Origin of the sequence: Psychrobacter sp. TB67, assembly GCF_000511065.1 — a bacterium.
Classification (GTDB): domain Bacteria; phylum Pseudomonadota; class Gammaproteobacteria; order Pseudomonadales; family Moraxellaceae; genus Psychrobacter; species Psychrobacter okhotskensis.
This window is the reverse complement of sequence record NZ_AYYA01000010.1, coordinates 13250-29895: the sequence shown is the minus strand read 5'-3', so window position 1 is coordinate 29895 and position 16646 is coordinate 13250. Positions and strand designations below refer to the sequence as shown.

12 protein-coding genes are annotated in these 16646 nt (G+C 44.9%); 3 read left to right on the top strand and 9 right to left on the bottom strand.

Annotated features, from left to right (window positions below):
- Nucleotides 1-169 precede the first annotated feature (169 nt).
- From W293_RS0101985 to W293_RS0101975, 3 genes are all read right to left on the bottom strand, one after another.
- On the bottom strand, nucleotides 170-1570 hold the full coding sequence (locus tag W293_RS0101985; RefSeq protein WP_051395060.1) for a VOC family protein: 1401 nt from the start codon (nucleotides 1568-1570) through the stop codon (nucleotides 170-172).
- 189 nt (nucleotides 1571-1759) lie between these two features.
- Entirely contained in the window at nucleotides 1760-3031 is a 1272-nt protein-coding gene (locus tag W293_RS0101980) for an aspartate aminotransferase family protein (RefSeq protein ID WP_025650855.1), read from the bottom strand.
- Nucleotides 3032-3298: 267 nt separating this feature from the next.
- A complete protein-coding gene (locus tag W293_RS0101975) occupies nucleotides 3299-4246 on the bottom strand; it encodes a LysR substrate-binding domain-containing protein (RefSeq protein ID WP_025650854.1) in 948 nt (315 codons plus the stop codon).
- A gap of 612 nt (nucleotides 4247-4858) precedes the next feature.
- Between W293_RS0101975 and W293_RS0101965 the strand changes: the two genes are divergently transcribed.
- Nucleotides 4859-6058: a sugar transporter gene (locus tag W293_RS0101965; protein WP_025650853.1), complete on the top strand. Its 1200-nt coding sequence runs from the start codon at nucleotides 4859-4861 to the stop codon at nucleotides 6056-6058.
- A gap of 97 nt (nucleotides 6059-6155) precedes the next feature.
- On the opposite strand, the gene arfB is transcribed toward W293_RS0101965, so the two are convergent.
- Nucleotides 6156-6569 (bottom strand): alternative ribosome rescue aminoacyl-tRNA hydrolase ArfB, encoded by a 414-nt coding sequence (arfB, locus tag W293_RS0101960; protein WP_025650852.1) that lies wholly within the window; start codon nucleotides 6567-6569, stop codon nucleotides 6156-6158.
- 330 nt (nucleotides 6570-6899) lie between these two features.
- Here arfB and uvrA point away from each other — a divergent pair, with 330 nt between their 5' ends.
- A complete protein-coding gene (uvrA, locus tag W293_RS0101955) occupies nucleotides 6900-9497 on the top strand; it encodes an excinuclease ABC subunit UvrA (protein WP_025650851.1) in 2598 nt (865 codons plus the stop codon).
- A 30-nt stretch (nucleotides 9498-9527) separates the two neighbouring features.
- Here uvrA and W293_RS0101950 read toward each other — a convergent pair whose 3' ends face one another.
- The 5 genes from W293_RS0101950 to W293_RS0101930 form a co-directional block, all read right to left on the bottom strand.
- The gene (locus tag W293_RS0101950; RefSeq protein ID WP_051395059.1) at nucleotides 9528-10382 is read right to left on the bottom strand and encodes an HpcH/HpaI aldolase/citrate lyase family protein; all 855 of its coding nucleotides are present in this window, start codon (nucleotides 10380-10382) and stop codon (nucleotides 9528-9530) included.
- Between the two features lie 229 nt (nucleotides 10383-10611).
- Nucleotides 10612-11373 (bottom strand): SDR family oxidoreductase, encoded by a 762-nt coding sequence (locus W293_RS0101945; RefSeq protein WP_025650849.1) that lies wholly within the window; start codon nucleotides 11371-11373, stop codon nucleotides 10612-10614.
- Between the two features lie 172 nt (nucleotides 11374-11545).
- On the bottom strand, nucleotides 11546-12340 hold the full coding sequence (locus W293_RS0101940; protein ID WP_025650848.1) for an SDR family NAD(P)-dependent oxidoreductase: 795 nt from the start codon (nucleotides 12338-12340) through the stop codon (nucleotides 11546-11548).
- 3 nt (nucleotides 12341-12343) lie between these two features.
- Nucleotides 12344-13363, bottom strand: a complete 1020-nt coding sequence (locus W293_RS0101935; RefSeq protein ID WP_037024851.1) for an NADP-dependent oxidoreductase — start codon at nucleotides 13361-13363, stop codon at nucleotides 12344-12346.
- 221 nt (nucleotides 13364-13584) lie between these two features.
- Entirely contained in the window at nucleotides 13585-15399 is a 1815-nt protein-coding gene (locus W293_RS0101930; protein WP_025650846.1) for an acyl-CoA dehydrogenase, read from the bottom strand.
- A 199-nt stretch (nucleotides 15400-15598) separates the two neighbouring features.
- On the opposite strand from W293_RS0101930, the gene W293_RS0101925 reads away from it, so the two are divergent.
- Nucleotides 15599-16609: a GlxA family transcriptional regulator gene (locus tag W293_RS0101925; protein WP_025650845.1), complete on the top strand. Its 1011-nt coding sequence runs from the start codon at nucleotides 15599-15601 to the stop codon at nucleotides 16607-16609.
- Nucleotides 16610-16646: the final 37 nt, after the last annotated feature.

The following is a 16646-nucleotide window of genomic DNA, read 5'->3' as shown; positions in this document are numbered from 1 at the left end:
ATCAATCCTTTGCTTATTGGTATAATGGTTTACTACGTCCTTGACTGACTTATAAAATTACCCTGCTACCTACTAAGTTGCAAAATAATAAATTTCTTGCAGTCATTCCTTTTTGGAATGACGTAGTAATAAGTCGGCTATACGCTGGCTATTTTTAGCCTAAATTTTACTAAATATTGACACTAGACAGGCACTGCTCAAGGCTTTGCGCCTGCATCGCTTCATACAATGCCATCTCATCGTAAATGACTGCCCCCAAATCACGTTCAAACTCTTGTTGGCTTGAGTAACCATCATATTGGCTTGGCTGCGCCTGTTGCAGATTCGATTGAAAGATACCGGCGGCACTGACAGGCAAAAAGTCCTCATAAACGATGGGTTCAATGCGAAGCACTTCATCATTAATCAGAGCAGTCAGCTTAGCATTAGGCAGTTTATTCAAATCATCATTGCTTAAGCTGCCGGCCAACAACGCTTGACCGTCCTCAGAATCAAGGGTGCTGTCCGTCAACTGGTAATAAAAATACGCCAGCCCCTCATCGTGTAGAGTTTGATAATCATCAGGAAAAGCGGTAAATACCTCAGTTAAAATTTGATTATACTGAGCCGCATTGTCCTCATTTGGGGTAGCACCAAGCTGGCGGCGAGCTGCGGCCAATAATTCATCATAAAGCGCGCGGCCCTTTTGTGTTAACGCCACACCGCGTTGCTCAATCTCTCCAAAGCGCGCGGTATGATGCCCTTGCTCGTACTCTTCATGGCTAGCGTCTGAGTTATTAGCAACTTTAAAGCCAACCGCTTCTTGTAGCGCTTTAAAACTGGTTTGCCTTAATAAGATAGGACACGCTCTACGCGGTGGCCCTTCGATAATGGCTTTTGAGGGTATGCCTCTTGCTTGCATGCCTTGTTGTACGGCATCAATATCCAAGGTTCGAGGCGTTAAATGATTGATATGTGGACCCTTAAAGCCGACCACATCAGCGACGAGCGGATGCTGATTTAATAGACGCTGATAGAGCGCTTTTGCCACCGGCGTTTTATCATGCCAACGAAATGTCTCTAACGCTTCTTGGACAAATTGCTCTGCTTGCTCAGTAGTCAAACCACCTTGCGCCTCAAAGACTTCAATAAGCTCAATGACGCCAGTAGTGAATATCTGACGCTGCGCCAGTGTGGCCGTGGCTTCTTGTTGTAAATTTTCATCGGCAATCAAATCTAAACGCAATAACGAGGTAAAAACGCGAAAGGGGCTTTTATGCAATGAATGCGAGTCAAGTGCGCGAAAAGCTGTTGAATGCACCGGCACGCCAGCAGGCGCTAAATCGTAGTAGCCGACAGGGTGCATACCCATCACGGCAAAAAGACGGCGCATCATGCTCAGCTCTGCTGCGCTACCTAGCCTAATTGCCCCGTGACGCTCCATGCTTAGACGCTCAATCTCGCCCGTATGCAGCAGTTGTGATTTAATATCGGGATGTGAGGTTAATACTTCGACATTGACATCACTGACCAAATCAACCAAATCGCCGTATAGCGGCACCTCATCTTGGTACATCGCTGACATGGCCATAGAGAAATCATGGCGGATATCATCGCTGCAGATAAAATCCTTATCTGGACTGACGCTACTATTTTTCACAAATAAACATCCTTGTAATAGAGTTAATAAATCTTTAGCTTAATAATAAGTATTTTGTTTCGAGCATTTGGTTATGACGATGCGCTATCTATCCTCAGCACGCCTAAGCACTCCTAAACATTAAGCGGCAGGCAATCCATCAGGAAGCGCGATGAGTACCTCTTTTAGAATATCCAACCCTTCTTTTAGGGTGTCAGAATCTATGGTAAGTGGCGGTAATAAGCGAATGATATGGCGATATTGCCCACTTGGCATCAGCAATAGACCACGCTCGCGGGCTTTGGTTAATACTTGCGCCATCACACTTGGATGCACATCATGCTCAGGATGGCGCAGCTCGATACCGCGCATCGCACCGATACCAGTAAGACCAAATAACCAAGGTGAGATACCTTCTTGCTGCCATTGGCTGATGGTCGTCTCAATCGTCTGGGCATAATGCTTGGCTGACTGCCAAACGTCATTAGCTTGCATGATATCAAGCGTGGCATTGGCAGCGGCGCAAGCAACTGGATTGCCAGAATAAGTACCGCCCAAACTGCCTTTAGGAAGACCATTGACCACACTAGCCTTGCCTATGACCGCACCTAAAGGCAAGCCGCCTGCGATACTTTTGCCAAGTAAAATAAGGTCAGGCTCAATCCCTAAATGGGTAAAAGCAAACGGCGTACCCGTACGACCATAGCCGGATTGAATTTCGTCCATGATGAGTAACATGCCGTGCTCATCACAAAACTTACGTAGATATTGCGCAAAGGTGGGCGACATCAATTGAAAACCGCCTTCCCCTTGTACAGGTTCGACGATGATGGCACCGATATTATCGATATCGGTTTCTACCATAAATAAACGCTGGAGCGCATCAATCGCTTGCTCGTCGCTGATATTGTTATCGGGGCTGGGAAAAGGAATATGATAAACGCCGCTCCCTAATGCACCAAGCCCGCGCTTATAAGGCGCGACCTTACCATTGAGATTGACCGCAGCCAGTGTGCGCCCATGAAAGCCACCATCAAACGCAATGACGCCTGTGCGACCCGTCTTCATGCGTGCTATCTTTATAGCGTTTTCGGTTGCTTCTGCGCCGCAGTTGGTGAGCATCCCTGCCAGATCGCCCCTAATAGGCACAAGCTCACACAATCGCGGCATAAAGGTTTGATACGGCTGATGCGCTGCCGCATTGTAGGCATAGTGAATCAGCGCCTGGGCTTGCTGAATGATGGCGTCAACGATGTGAGGATGGCAATGACCAAAGTTTAAAACGCCGATACCGCCGACAAAATCGATATAGCTGCGGTCATTGTCGTCCCAAACTCTGGCATTTTTGCCTTTGACGAGCGTGAGCGGATGCACCATCGTAAAGGCATCGGTCACGTTATAAAGCTTGTCCATGATGAATCTCTATCTCTTCCTTGAGTTAGACTCATTTCAACAAAACATCATTCCGGCAGCAAACGAATAATAGTTGTGGTGGCATTCCTTTTTGTCATTGCCAGTAAATTAGCTCCCTAAACGAATCCTTTAAAAACAAAAAAAACTGCGTATTAAGGCAGTTTTTTTAGCTTGTTAAATTTTCACAGCAAACAACTTTGCAGGATAAAAAAAACAAGACCAGTGCTATAAAAAACACTTTAGATTATCGAAAAAAACAGCAGGACATTATAAAACCAACCCTAACGCCTTTTCACGCTCATCTGAGATTGCTAAATAAGCCGTAATCCATTCTAAAACCGCTTTGACCTTATGCGATTGCCCTGAAGAGACAGGATAAGTCACATAATAGCTGCCGCGACCCTTTGCCGCATAATCCCACGCCAGCACTAAAGTGCCTGATTGTAGCTCGGGCTCAACCAAACGTAACGGCACTAAGGCTATACCATAGCCCAGTAAGGCGGCAGAAATACAAGCATGGAAAGTCTCAAAACGTGGACCTACAAAAGTGCCATCGACGCTGATATCTTGTTGCTTAAAATACTCATACCACGCACTTAAGCGCGAGCTTATTTGCAATAACACATAGTCATTTATACACTCAGTACTCATTGTTTTATCTCGCAAATACTGCGGCTGACAGACCGCAACGCAGTATTCATCGAACAGTTTTATGGCCTCCATATTGCTCCACATGCCATCGCCATACAAAAAAGCAATATCGACATTTTGGTCTTCAGAAAAAAATGGCCCCGCCAGCTCTTTAATATCCAAGTTAATAAGCGGATATTTTTGACTAAAGCCACTGAGTGCTGGAATCAACCAACGGGCACAAAATGTCGGATGTGAGACGATTTTTAGCAGCTCGGTATTACTGCTATGCGACATCAAATTGGTGGTCGCCACCTCGATATGTTTTAAAATCTCTAAAACTTCAAGATAATATGACTTGCCAGCAGGGGTCAGTGAAATCCGGTGCGGCGTCCGATAAAACAAAGACAGGTTTAGCATCTCCTCCAACTGCGCCACTTGCTTACTGATGGCGCTTTGGGTCATGTGCATCTCTTGCGCGGCATTGGTAAAACTCAAATGACGAGCAGCGGTCTCAAAACATTGCAGCGCCGTCGTTGAAGGATATCGTCTAAAGGCTAATGGTTTATTGGTGTCGGTTTTCATAGATTGCTTTTCTTTTATCCCATCTTAGGGCGTGTTTTCAATTCATTCGATAGTCATCTAAATGGGCTAAAAATGGCTAAATCTTGCCAAACATCGTCAAATAGCTGGTTAATATCCCGATATTATCTGCGCTGTTTTTCTTGTTTGACAGCAATTTATCTCATTTTTATCGCCATTTTTGAAATGAATACACGCCCTAGTAAAATATCAATGATTATTTAAAATCACGTTATCAGGCATTTCTAGCCTATGGCGTCATCATACCTATATTCAAGCGTAAATAGCGATACCTCACTATAAGCACTATGTAACTGACACTGATGTCATCATCGGATTTACTTAACCATGAATTTAACAGTCCACTTAATTATTCAACCAGTTACTCGGTCGCTAATTTTAAAGACTCTCCTACAAAAAAACGGTCGATTCCTGATAAAATAGTAGGGTCTGATGATAGGCTCTGACATACCGCAACTGATTTGCTATCTTGCCCTCCTCTTTTTCATCATTATGACCTATGCCGCCATGTATTTCCGACATCACGCTTAAACTCATGAATTATTTTTCAGCTAATTTGCACTATTAGCGCCTTCTTTATTTGTATTGGATCATATGAAACATAACCTTGAGGTGAGCGCAAATGCTCGCCGAACTCAGTATTTCCAAGTATTCTTAATGGGCGTCAGCGCCTTTATTATGAATACCACCGAATTTGTCCCCGTTGCCCTATTAAGTGACATTGCCCAAGATTTTTCCATCACCACAGCAGAGACTGGCTGGATGTTGACGCTGTATGCGTGGATTGTCGCGGCCATGTCATTACCATTGATGCTACTTACCAGCCGCTTTGAGCGTAAAAGCTTACTTTTGGGCTTGTTTGTGGTATTTATTGCCAGCCACGTGTTATCAGTATTTGCTTGGAGCTTTGATGTATTGCTGATTAGCCGCGTTGGTATTGCACTTTCGCACGCGATATTTTGGTCAATCACAGCGGCGATTGCGATACGCGTAGCACCAGAAGGCAAAAAAGCACTGGCACTTAGTGTACTTGCAACCGGTACTTCATTGGCGATGGTGCTCGGCGTGCCACTAGGGCGCTTAGTCGGTCAATGGTTTGGCTGGCGGGCAACCTTTGGCGGTATTGGGGTGATTGCTTTTATCGTCTTTATCTTGCAAGCAAGGCTATTGCCCATGCTACCAAGTATGTTTGAAGGCTCGTTTAGAAAAATTCCAGAATTGCTTAAAAACCCCTTATTGGTCTGTTTGTATCTACTCATTTTACTGGTCTTTACCGCGCACTATGCCGCTTATTCTTATATCGAACCCTTTATGCGGCAGGTTGGCGCTATAAGTGAAAACGCCGCGACGGTTGTCTTGCTATTATTTGGAGTAGCAGGGATTGCAGGCAGTGTGATATTCAGTCGCTGGGGTGATCGTTTTAATACCAGATTGATGCTGATATCGATCATATTAATGCTGATATCTATGCTGGTGCTATTGTTTGCCGTGACCTCCATCTGGGCGCTGAGTTTCATTGCGTTACTGTGGGGCGCGGCGCTGATGCTGCTGATTATCTCCATGCAAGCCAAAGTCATCATGGTCGATGTCACGGCGCAAGACATGCTGATGTCGATGTTCTCAGGGATTATTAATTTAGGCATTGGCGCCGGTGCACTGTTTGGTGGTTATGCCGTAACGCATATTTCTATATCAAGTGTCGGCTATGTTGGCGCGGCTATCGCCAGTGTGTCGCTGCTCTTGATGTTATTTATGATAAAGCGCTTTCCTGAATTAAGTAGAAGACTTGGTTAGCTAAAAATCTGATAGTAAATAAGCCTATAAAAAATGCCAGCTATTTAAATGGGCTGGCATTTTGCTGTTTGCTTTATTAAAAAAGTAAGCCGCTTATTTAAAAATCCACCTTACCGCGTAAAGCTTTGGTCTTACCGCGCTGGGTTTTTTGATCGACGCGTTTACGTTTGGCATTTCTGCTAGGTTTGGTCGCTTTGCGGGTTTTATTGACATGAGTGGCTTGAATAATAAAGCTTTGCAGCCGCTCCAAGGCATCAATTCGATTGCGTTCTTGGGTACGAAACTGCTGCGCTTTAATAATAAGTACACCTTCTTTGGTGATTCGACTGTCTTTACTGTCCAATAAGCGCTGCTTAATGACATCGCTCAAGCTCGAAGCGGGAATATCAAAACGCAGATGGATAGCAGACGACACTTTATTGACGTTTTGCCCGCCTGCTCCTTGCGCGCGTATGGCGCTAATATCTACTTCGCTGTCATTCAGGCTAATGGTATTGCTGATAAAAATCATAAAATACTTTTATAAATGATTGATAGATAAGGTTAATGATAAAGCATTCTCAATTAACGCGCCACTTGCCCGCTTAATAGCGGTCAAAACGCCGTATTTCTTAACCTCTATAATCTGCAATTTATCGGGTAAACCTTATAAAGGTTATCGTTTGACGTTACTGTGTCTATCCTCTGTATATAAAGCGTAAGCCTGCGCAGGGTTTTGATTTTAAGGTGGTAGGATGACGTTAAGCAGATACGATATTAAAAGAACACAGTATCAAACAGACACGGTATTGTTGAATCAAAGCGTTAACGAGCCGATTTTAGTCAAAGGAATAAGCGTTGTATGACAACCCATAATAAGAAATCTAATCATAAAAAATCTAACATTTCTCTCAAAAATCACCACCTTACCGCTGATGAAAGTATTCAGGTCAGGGGCGCGCGGGTGCACAATCTCAAAAATGTCGATGTAGATTTACCGCGTAATGCGTTGGTCGTTTTTACCGGTATATCAGGCTCAGGCAAATCGTCACTGGCATTTGGCACTCTGTTTGCTGAGTCGCAACGCCGCTATCTTGATTCGGTATCGCCTTATGCACGGCGCTTGATTGACCAAGTTGGCGAGCCTGATGTCGATTCGATAGAAGGCTTACCGCCTGCGGTCGCCTTGCAACAGCAGCGCGGTACGCCGTCGGTACGTTCATCGGTTGGTAGCGTGACGACGATTTCAAATGGTCTACGCATGCTGTACTCGCGAGCGGGTGAATACCCCGCTGGGCAAGACATGCTATATGCCGATGCCTTTTCGCCAAATACGCCAGAAGGTGCTTGCCCTACTTGCTCAGGTATTGGTCGCGTGTTTGAGGTCACAGAAGATTTGCTCGTGCCTGACAAGACGAAAACCATTCGAGAACGCGCCATTGCTGCTTGGCCACCAGCATGGCAAGGGCAAAATCTGAGCCGGATATTGACCACACTGGGCTACGATATCGACAAACCTTGGAACACGTTATCCAAGGAAACCCGCGATTGGATTTTATTTACCGATGAAACCCCAGAAGTGCCGGTTTACCCAGAATACAATCTCGAGCAAGTACGCGAGGCGATTAAAAAAGGTGAAAAACCCAATTATAAAGGCACTTTTACCAGTGCAAAAAATTTCGTCTTACATTCTTTTGCCACGACCCAAAGTCCACGTACCAAAAAACGTGTGGCGCAGTTCATGCAAATTTCAGAATGCCCAAGCTGCCATGGCAAAAAGTTAAAACAAGAATCGCTGTCGGTTAAATTTGCAGGGCTTGATATTGGCGAGTTGTCACAATTAACCTTGACTGAACTGGCGCTTAAACTTCACGGCGCTGCCAATAAAAAACTCAGCGATGATATGCCCGACCGTGAAAAAGCCATTGTTGCCAAGCGTATTACCAGCGATATTTTATCGCGTGTAGAAGCGTTAACCAGACTTGGGCTAGGTTACTTATCACTTGAACGCACCACACCTACCTTATCGCCCGGCGAGCTACAGCGCCTAAGACTTGCCACTCAAATTCGCTCTAAACTATTTGGCGTGGTTTATGTACTCGATGAACCGTCCGCTGGCCTGCATCCTGCCGATACTCAGGCGCTATTAGGCGCTCTAGATGAACTGGTAGCCGCGGGTAATTCATTATTCATTGTCGAGCATGATGTCAGCGTCATTCGCCACGCCGATTGGATAGTCGATGTCGGACCAAAAGCGGGCAGTCACGGCGGTGAAATCATCTATAGCGGCCCTGTCGCAGGCTTGCAAGATATCTCTGATTCCTATACTGGACAATATCTTTTTAATGGGGATTCCAAAAATAAAAAATCAAAAACCCAGCAACCAAAAGCCCATCAATTAACAAGCCAGCAGCCAAGACAACCTAATCATTGGCTAAAACTTGCCAATATCGAGCGTAATAATCTACAAGGGTTAGATGCGGCATTTCCTTTAGGGGTGTTAACCACAGTGACGGGCGTTTCAGGTTCGGGGAAATCGAGTTTGGTCAGTCAAGCGTTGGTTGAACTGGTCTACAATGCGCTAGGGCAAAAAACTGTGATTGAAGCGCCCACCGATGAAGCGGCCTTACTGGAGCAAGAACAAGAAACGCCAATAGGCGGAGAGATAGTCAGTGGTATGGAGCATATCAAACGCTTAGTCACTGTAGACCAAAAAGCCATCGGGCGCACACCGCGCTCAAATCTGGCCACTTATACTGGACTGTTTGACCATGTGCGCAAGTTATTTGCTGCCACCAAAGTAGCAAAAGCAAGGCACTATGATGCTGGACGTTTTTCATTTAACGTTAAAAAAGGACGTTGCCCAAATTGCGAAGGCGTCGGTTTTGTCAGCGTTGAGCTGCTATTTCTGCCGAGTGTTTACTCGCCTTGCCAAGTGTGCCACGGTCAGCGCTACAATGACGAAACCTTAGAAATTACTTATCAAGGCAAAAACATCGCTGAAGTACTCGATTTGACAGTCGAAGCGGCTTCTGAATTTTTCGTTGATGATGCCCCAATAATGCGCGCCTTAGATGCCTTGCTAAAAGTTGGGCTTGGCTACCTAAGACTTGGGCAACCAGCAACCGAGTTGTCTGGTGGCGAAGCACAGCGCATCAAGCTTGCTGCCGAACTGCAGCGTACCCAGCGCGGCGATACGCTGTATGTGCTCGATGAACCAACGACTGGCTTACATCCTTCTGATGTCGCGATGCTGATGGCACAGTTAAATGGGCTGGTCGCAACTGGTAATACGGTGATTATGGTTGAGCATGATATGCAAGTCGCTAGCAACAGCGATTGGATTATCGATATGGGTCCGGGTGCTGGTGATGAGGGCGGTCTTATTGTGGTAGAAGGCACGCCAGCAGAAGTCGCAAAGTCAAAAACCAGCCGTACTGCGCCTTTTTTACTTTTTTAGCCTATTTCGGCGCACTCTATTAACAACCTTTTATCCACTCAGCAACTGACGGCAGCGCTCGATTACGGGCGCATCGACCATCTGACCTGCTATTTTAAACACCGCTTGTCCGCTTCTGTCGTACTCTTCTAGCACTTGTTTGGCAAATGACAATTCGCTCTCTGTTGGTTGTAAAGATGCTTGCACGGTGGCGACTTGCTTGGGATGAATACACAGCATCCCTGACATGCCCATCTGTGACCAAAGCTGTACTCTGGCACTTAAACCTTCGTCGTCCTTAAAGTCAGGATAAACCGTATCAATAGGCGCTAATAATTGATGTACTGTTGCCGTTAAGATTAATTGATAGCGAATCTGATTGGCGATGATGTCTGCTGCTGGCGTTCCAACAGTGACACCCAAGTCATTACACAAATCTAAAAAACCATAGCTAAATGTCAACAGCCCTGATGCTTTTGCCATCTCGTCTATCTGATACAGACCAAGCGCACTTTCTATTAAGGCAATTACCGATAAGTTAGTGGCTTGATAAACTGCTTCAATATCCGATGCTTGTTCGGCTTTCGCCAATACGACACCCGCCAGATTAGGCAGCTGTTGGCACAATTCTAAATCCTTTTTATACTCATCACTACCCGCTTTATTGATACGTAGCCAAATCGGTCGTGGGTTTTGTACATTATCCTGCTCGTCATAATAACTTTTTACAGAGTCGCGAGCTTGCGTTTTATCTTCGCAGGCGACCGCATCTTCTAGATCGACAATCACTGCATCTGCGCCGCTCACAAAGGCTTTTGCTACTCTATCGATTCGAGTCGCAGGGACAAATAGCCATGTTTTGTTTTGAGAGATTATATTTATTTTATGATTGGTCACTGAATCCATGCGTAATTCCATTATATTGTTCAAGTAGCTGTTAGTACCTTTATTATGCCATTACACAGCCTATTTTTACTTTAGATTAACAATCTATCGATGCAATGACACTTAGAGTATTTAGACACTCACTCAATCAATCAATCAAAAATAAAATCAAAAAAACCGCATGAAAATTAATCTCATGCAGTTCTTAATAGTAAACTGTTCTTGAACTTATATGCTGTAGCTTTACTGATTAAGCTAACATACCGCCATCGACAACGATAGTCGCGCCTGTGGTATAGCTCGAAGCGTCCGATACTAGATACAACACTGTGCCAGCCATCTCGTCAGGATTCGCAACACGTCCTAGTGGAATAGCATGTAGCGCCATTTTTAAGACTTTATCATTGGTCGTCAAGGCAGAGGCAAACTTGGTATCTGTCAAACCTGGCAACAACGCATTGACACGGATATTGAGTGGGCCACATTCTTTGGCAAAAGCTTTAGTCATGCTAATAACAGCTGCTTTGGTGATTGAATAAATACCTTGCTTATCGCCCGCTACCAAACCATTCACCGATGCAGTATTCAAGATGACACCGCCACCTTGCTCTTTCATCATTTTGCCAGCGGCTGTCGACATAAAGAAGTAACCACGGATATTTACCTCAACCGTCTTATCAAAAGCGGCTAAATCCGTATCTAAGATATGACCATAATATGGGTTGGCTGCGGCGTTATTAACTAAGATATCGATTTGGCCAAACTCGCTTTTGATATGCTCAAAAATTGCATCAATCTGAGCCATCTCGCCCACATGGCAAGCAAAGGCACTGGCCTTATGACCATCAGCGATGATGCTATCCGCGACTGCTTGGCAAGCATCAATCTTACGGCTAGAGACGATAACGTGCGCGCCTCTTGACGCCAATAAGCGGGCGATAGATTCGCCAATACCACGACTGGCACCAGTGACTAAAGCAATCTTGCCGGTTAAATCAAATAAATCTTTCATCGTTATTCCTTATATTTTGAATTAGCTATTCAGTTTTCAATTTTTTATCGTAACCACTTAATAAATTATAGTCGAAAAACTGCAAATCTATTACAAGGCAGCTGAGTGTAGATAGTACGCATGGTACATCGAGCGAGGCTAACAGCGTAATGATTTAGCAGTTATTTGACTATTAAGCCAACATACCGCCATCAAGGGTAAACGCATGACCATTCATAAAGCTGCTTTCATCACTCGCGAGCCAAGCAATCGCGCCAGACACTTCATCGACTTTACCTAAACGGCGTAATGGACTGGCATTAATAGTGGCTTTTTGCGCGCGCTCGCCCATCTTCGCCATGGTATTCTGCACCATTGGCGTATCAATAAAGCTTGGACATACGGCGTTAAAACGAATATTGACGCGCGCATATTCATGAGCAGCAGACTTCGTCAGTCCCATCACGCCATGTTTGGCAGCGCTATAAGCTGATAGCAACGGCGCAGAACGAAGTCCTGCGATTGATGCCACATTAATCACATGACCACCGCCATTCGGAGCCATACAAGTGACGGCGGCACGCATACAATGCCAAACACCCTTTAAATTAACGGCGATATTGCGGTCAAAATCCTCATCGCTTAGCTCATGCATCGGTGCAGGCTGATGGTCGATGCCCGCATTATTTACCACCACATCAAGACCACCCAGCGTTTCCATGGCAAAGGTAAATAATGCGCGCACTTCGTCGCCACTCGTCACATCAACTTTTTTAAAGACGATACTATTGCCCGCATCTTGACCTTGCTTGGCAACGGCTGCGCCCATCTCTTCGGCCATATCACCGATCACGACTTTCGCACCGCGACTGGCTAACAATAACGCACTTGCCGCACCAATGCCAGACGCACCGCCCGTGATTAAAATACGTTTACCAGAAACGTTACTGGCTACGTCTGATGCAATTCCATTTGTATTCAGTGTCATGATTTATCCCTCTACCTTAAGTACCAGTTTGCCGAAATTTTCACCTTTAAAGAGCATCATCAACGTATCAGGGAAAGTCTCGATACCTTCAACGATATGATCTTTTACTTTTAACTCACCCGACTGAATCCAGCCAGCAATCTCTTTCATCGCGATTGGATACTCTTTGATATTATCAAAGACAACGATGCCTTCCATACGGGCACGATTGACCAATAATGACAGATAGTTTGACGGCCCTTCTACCGCTGTGGTGTTGTTATATTGGCTAATCGCACCGCAAATCACGATACGCGCGCGCAGATTAATTTGGGTCAGGACGTCATTTAAGATATCGCCGCCTACGTTGTCAAAGAAGACATCTACCCCATTTGGACAAGCTTGCTTTAAGCCTTTTTTGACATCCTCATTTTTATAATCTACCGCAGCATCGAAGCCTAGCTCATCGACTAAGAATTTACATTTCTCAGCACCGCCTGCGATACCAACGACACGGCAGCCTTTTAGTTTTGCAATCTGTCCAACCAAGCCACCGACCGCACCCGCAGCACCAGAGACGACCACTGTCTCGCCAGCTTTTGGCTCACCTGTTTTTAATAAGCCAAAGTAACCGGTCATACCCGGCATACCGAGCACGCCTAAGTAATAAGATAAGGGTGCAAGGTTTGGATCGACTTTGTATAACCCAGTACCATCACTGACCGCATACGACTGCACGCCATTATGACCACAGACATAATCGCCGATGGCAAACTTCTCATGCTTACTTTCAATGACTTCGCCCACGGTACCCGCACGCATGACATCACCAATTTGTACCGGCTCGATATAAGATTTGGCATCGTTTAACCAGCCACGCATCGCTGGATCCATCGAGATATACTCAATTTTTATCAACAGCTCACCATCTGAGATAGTCGGCAGTTCTGTCTCGGTATACTCCCACGTATCAGCGTTTGGTTCGCCCACAGGTCTTGCTTTGAGTCGCCACTGCTTATTCATCTTTTTGTTATCAGTTGTCATTATTTATTCCTTTAAATTTTTATAAAAAGCCATTGGTATCGTTTGCTTAAAAAGAGTTTATTCAAAATAAGCCAAATATATTAAAAAGCGTTCTTCTGGGATAAATTTTTCTCGCTTGCTGTGCGCTTTGCACTCCAGAGGCTTCGAAAAATTCATCCCAGCATCACATTAGTCGTATTGTTCAGGCATGTTCTTATATTGAAAACATTCCAAACAATTACTTAAAACCATTCTGCTTGCATATTGGTACATACTGCATTGTCGTTATTTAACAGCTCAATATCGCGCTTGATTAACGGCAATTCCCAATCGATAAAGTATTTTGCTGCTTGTAATTTGCCATGATAGAAGTTTTGTTTCTCAACATCCGTGGTTTCACTAATTTCGCTTAGCAATTGCTCAGCTTTGCTGGCTTGGCGAATCCAAATCCAGCTGACCACAATGGAGGCAAAAATATTCATTAGTGCTTGTGCATTACCCGTTAATGTAAGTGCTTTTTCCGTTTGCAGGATTTTGCTTAAATGCACGAGCACTTCATGCATATGACCCATATAAGGCATCAATTTACCGGCGAGTTTGGCAGTTTCTGGTGTGCTGATACTTTCTAAGTCTTGGGTAATTTCACGTTTTAGAATTTGAATACCAAGACCCTTGTTTTGCCATAACTTACGGAATGACAAATCTAACGCTTGCACGCCATTTGTGCCTTCATGAATGGGATTGAGACGATTGTCACGCCAAAACTGCTCAGCCTGATACTCACGCGTGTAGCCTGCACCGCCCAATACTTGAATACCTAAATCATTGGCTTTCGGCCCATATTCAGAGGGCCATGCTTTTAATACTGGGGTTAATAAATCTAGCAGTTCTGATAGCTCAGCCTTTAGTGTTGCATCTTCACACGTATTGATACGGTCGATTAGGTTTGAGCCATATAGACAGAGTGATATACCGCCCTCGCTATAGGCTTTTTGCGCCAACAACATACGCTTCACATCGCCATGCTGGATAATCGCCGTTGCTGCATCTTCAGGCTTATTATTGGGCGCGATTCTGCCCTGTGTTCTGTCTTTGGCATAATCGAGCGAGTATTGATAACCACGATAGCCAATCATCGCTGCGCCAAAGCCAACCGCGATGCGCGCTTCATTCATCATCTTAAACATATAACGCAGACCAAAATGCTCTTCGCCGATAAGATAGCCATAGCACTCGCCTGCATCACCAAAGCTTAATGCCGTGGAAGTCGCGCCTCGATAGCCAAGCTTATGAATGAGTCCGGTTAAATGTACATCATTGCGCTCGCCGACCGATGCATCGTCATTTAAACGATACTTCGGCACGGCAAATAAAGAAATACCTTTGACGCCACCAGGACCGCCGGGCACTTTAGCTAAGACCAAATGCACGATATTGTCAGACAATTCGTGATCGCCTGCTGAGATATAAATCTTGCTGCCTTTTACGCGATAGCTGCCGTCGTCTTGTTTAACAGCGGTAGTTTTGATATCGGCAAGCGATGAGCCAGCATGCGGCTCGGTTAACGCCATGGTGCCGGTAAATTCACCCGTTAGCATACGCGGCATAAAGGCATTTTTAATCTCGTCGCTGGCAAAATGCGAGATAACATTAATGGCGGCAGTGGTCAAAAATGGATAAGCGGTGGTTGATGGATTGGCCGCCATAAAATAGCCTGCCACTGCGGTCATAACCGTTTCGGGTAATTGCATGCCGCCATCGTCAAAGCTATAACGACCCGCGATGAAGCCCGACTCACGAAACGCATCAAAGGCAACTTTTACGTCACTTATCATGCTGACTTTTTTGCCATCGAACTGTGGCTCGTTTTTATCTGCCACATGGTTATGGGGCAAGAATAGCTGGGTGGCGATTTTATTGGCGGTGTCGAGTACCGCATCAAAGGTTTCGCGGCTGTGTTCTGAAAACTTCGGATGCTCGGTTAAATGCTCAGTGCCCAATACATCATATAGTTGGAACGGTAACTCAAAGTCATTGATAAGCGTATCTGCTGCCATAGTATTCTCGTTAACTCATTAAATTTGGTGATTCATTGATATTAATCTAATTTAACGCCTTGCCGTATTGTCATTTATGACATAATTATGGTCAAATAAGACATCCTCTCTAACCTATAGTGAGTGAATTTCAAATTACGTATCCTGTAGCTGGTGAATATCAGCCATAAATTTGCATACACTTAAAGGAAGCCAAATTTTGCCCTACTTCAAACCGTTTAAAGTGATTATCGTTGGCTTCGATGGCGTGCTCGGTAGTGTGCTTGCTGGGGCGCTAGATTTATTTTCGTTTACTGGCGTCAGCTGGCAGCGATTCTTGGATGAGGCAGTAGAACCAAGGTTTGACGTGCAGATTGCAAGCTTAGGTGGCGCGGATATCAGATGCAGCAACCGTTTGATTATGCGAGCGCATTGCGATATTCAGGAAGTCACAGAGTGCGACTTACTATTAATTCCAACGATTGGCGATTCAATCGATAAAGTATTGAGTCAAAATAGCGCTCTAATTTCGCATTTACAGCGGCTGGCAAACACCAAAGCGGATATCGCTAGTAATTGTAGCGGCGCTTTCTTTTTGGCAAAAGCAGGCTTGCTCGATGGCAAAGTAGCCACCACCCATTGGGGTTATGCCAGTAAGTTTAAGACCGATTTTCCATTGGTTGATTTGCAGGAAAACCAGTTTGTCACTCAATCAAAGAATCAATCTGGCAATATATTCTGTGCGGCAGGCGGTAGCGCCTTTTATGACTTGGGGTTGTTGTTAATCGAGCGGTATTGCGGACGTGAGATTTCTACCCAAGTGGCAAAAACTCAAATTATTGATAGTAAACGCGGCAATCAAAACAGCTATACCAATGTAACCTTGCATAAACCACATGCTGACCAGTTGGTTAAGCAGGTACAAGAATTTATCGAGGAAAACTTCAAACAACCTATGCAGGTGAGCAATTTGGCTGCTATGGTGAATATCACCCCGCGCACCTTAAACAGGCGTTTTCAATCATGCGTTACTATGCGCCCAATTGAGTATATTCAAGCAGTACGAATTGAGCAGGCCAAGCGCTTACTGGAATTGGGCGATGTGACGATAAAATCGCTAACTGAGCAAGTCGGCTATGATGATATCTCGTCATTTACGCGGCTGTTTAAACGCGCTACTGAGCTAACCCCGAAAGAATATCAGGATAAATTTTCACGACTGGCGATTTAACTTGATAGTAGACTTTTTAGAAGTAATACGTGGCTGC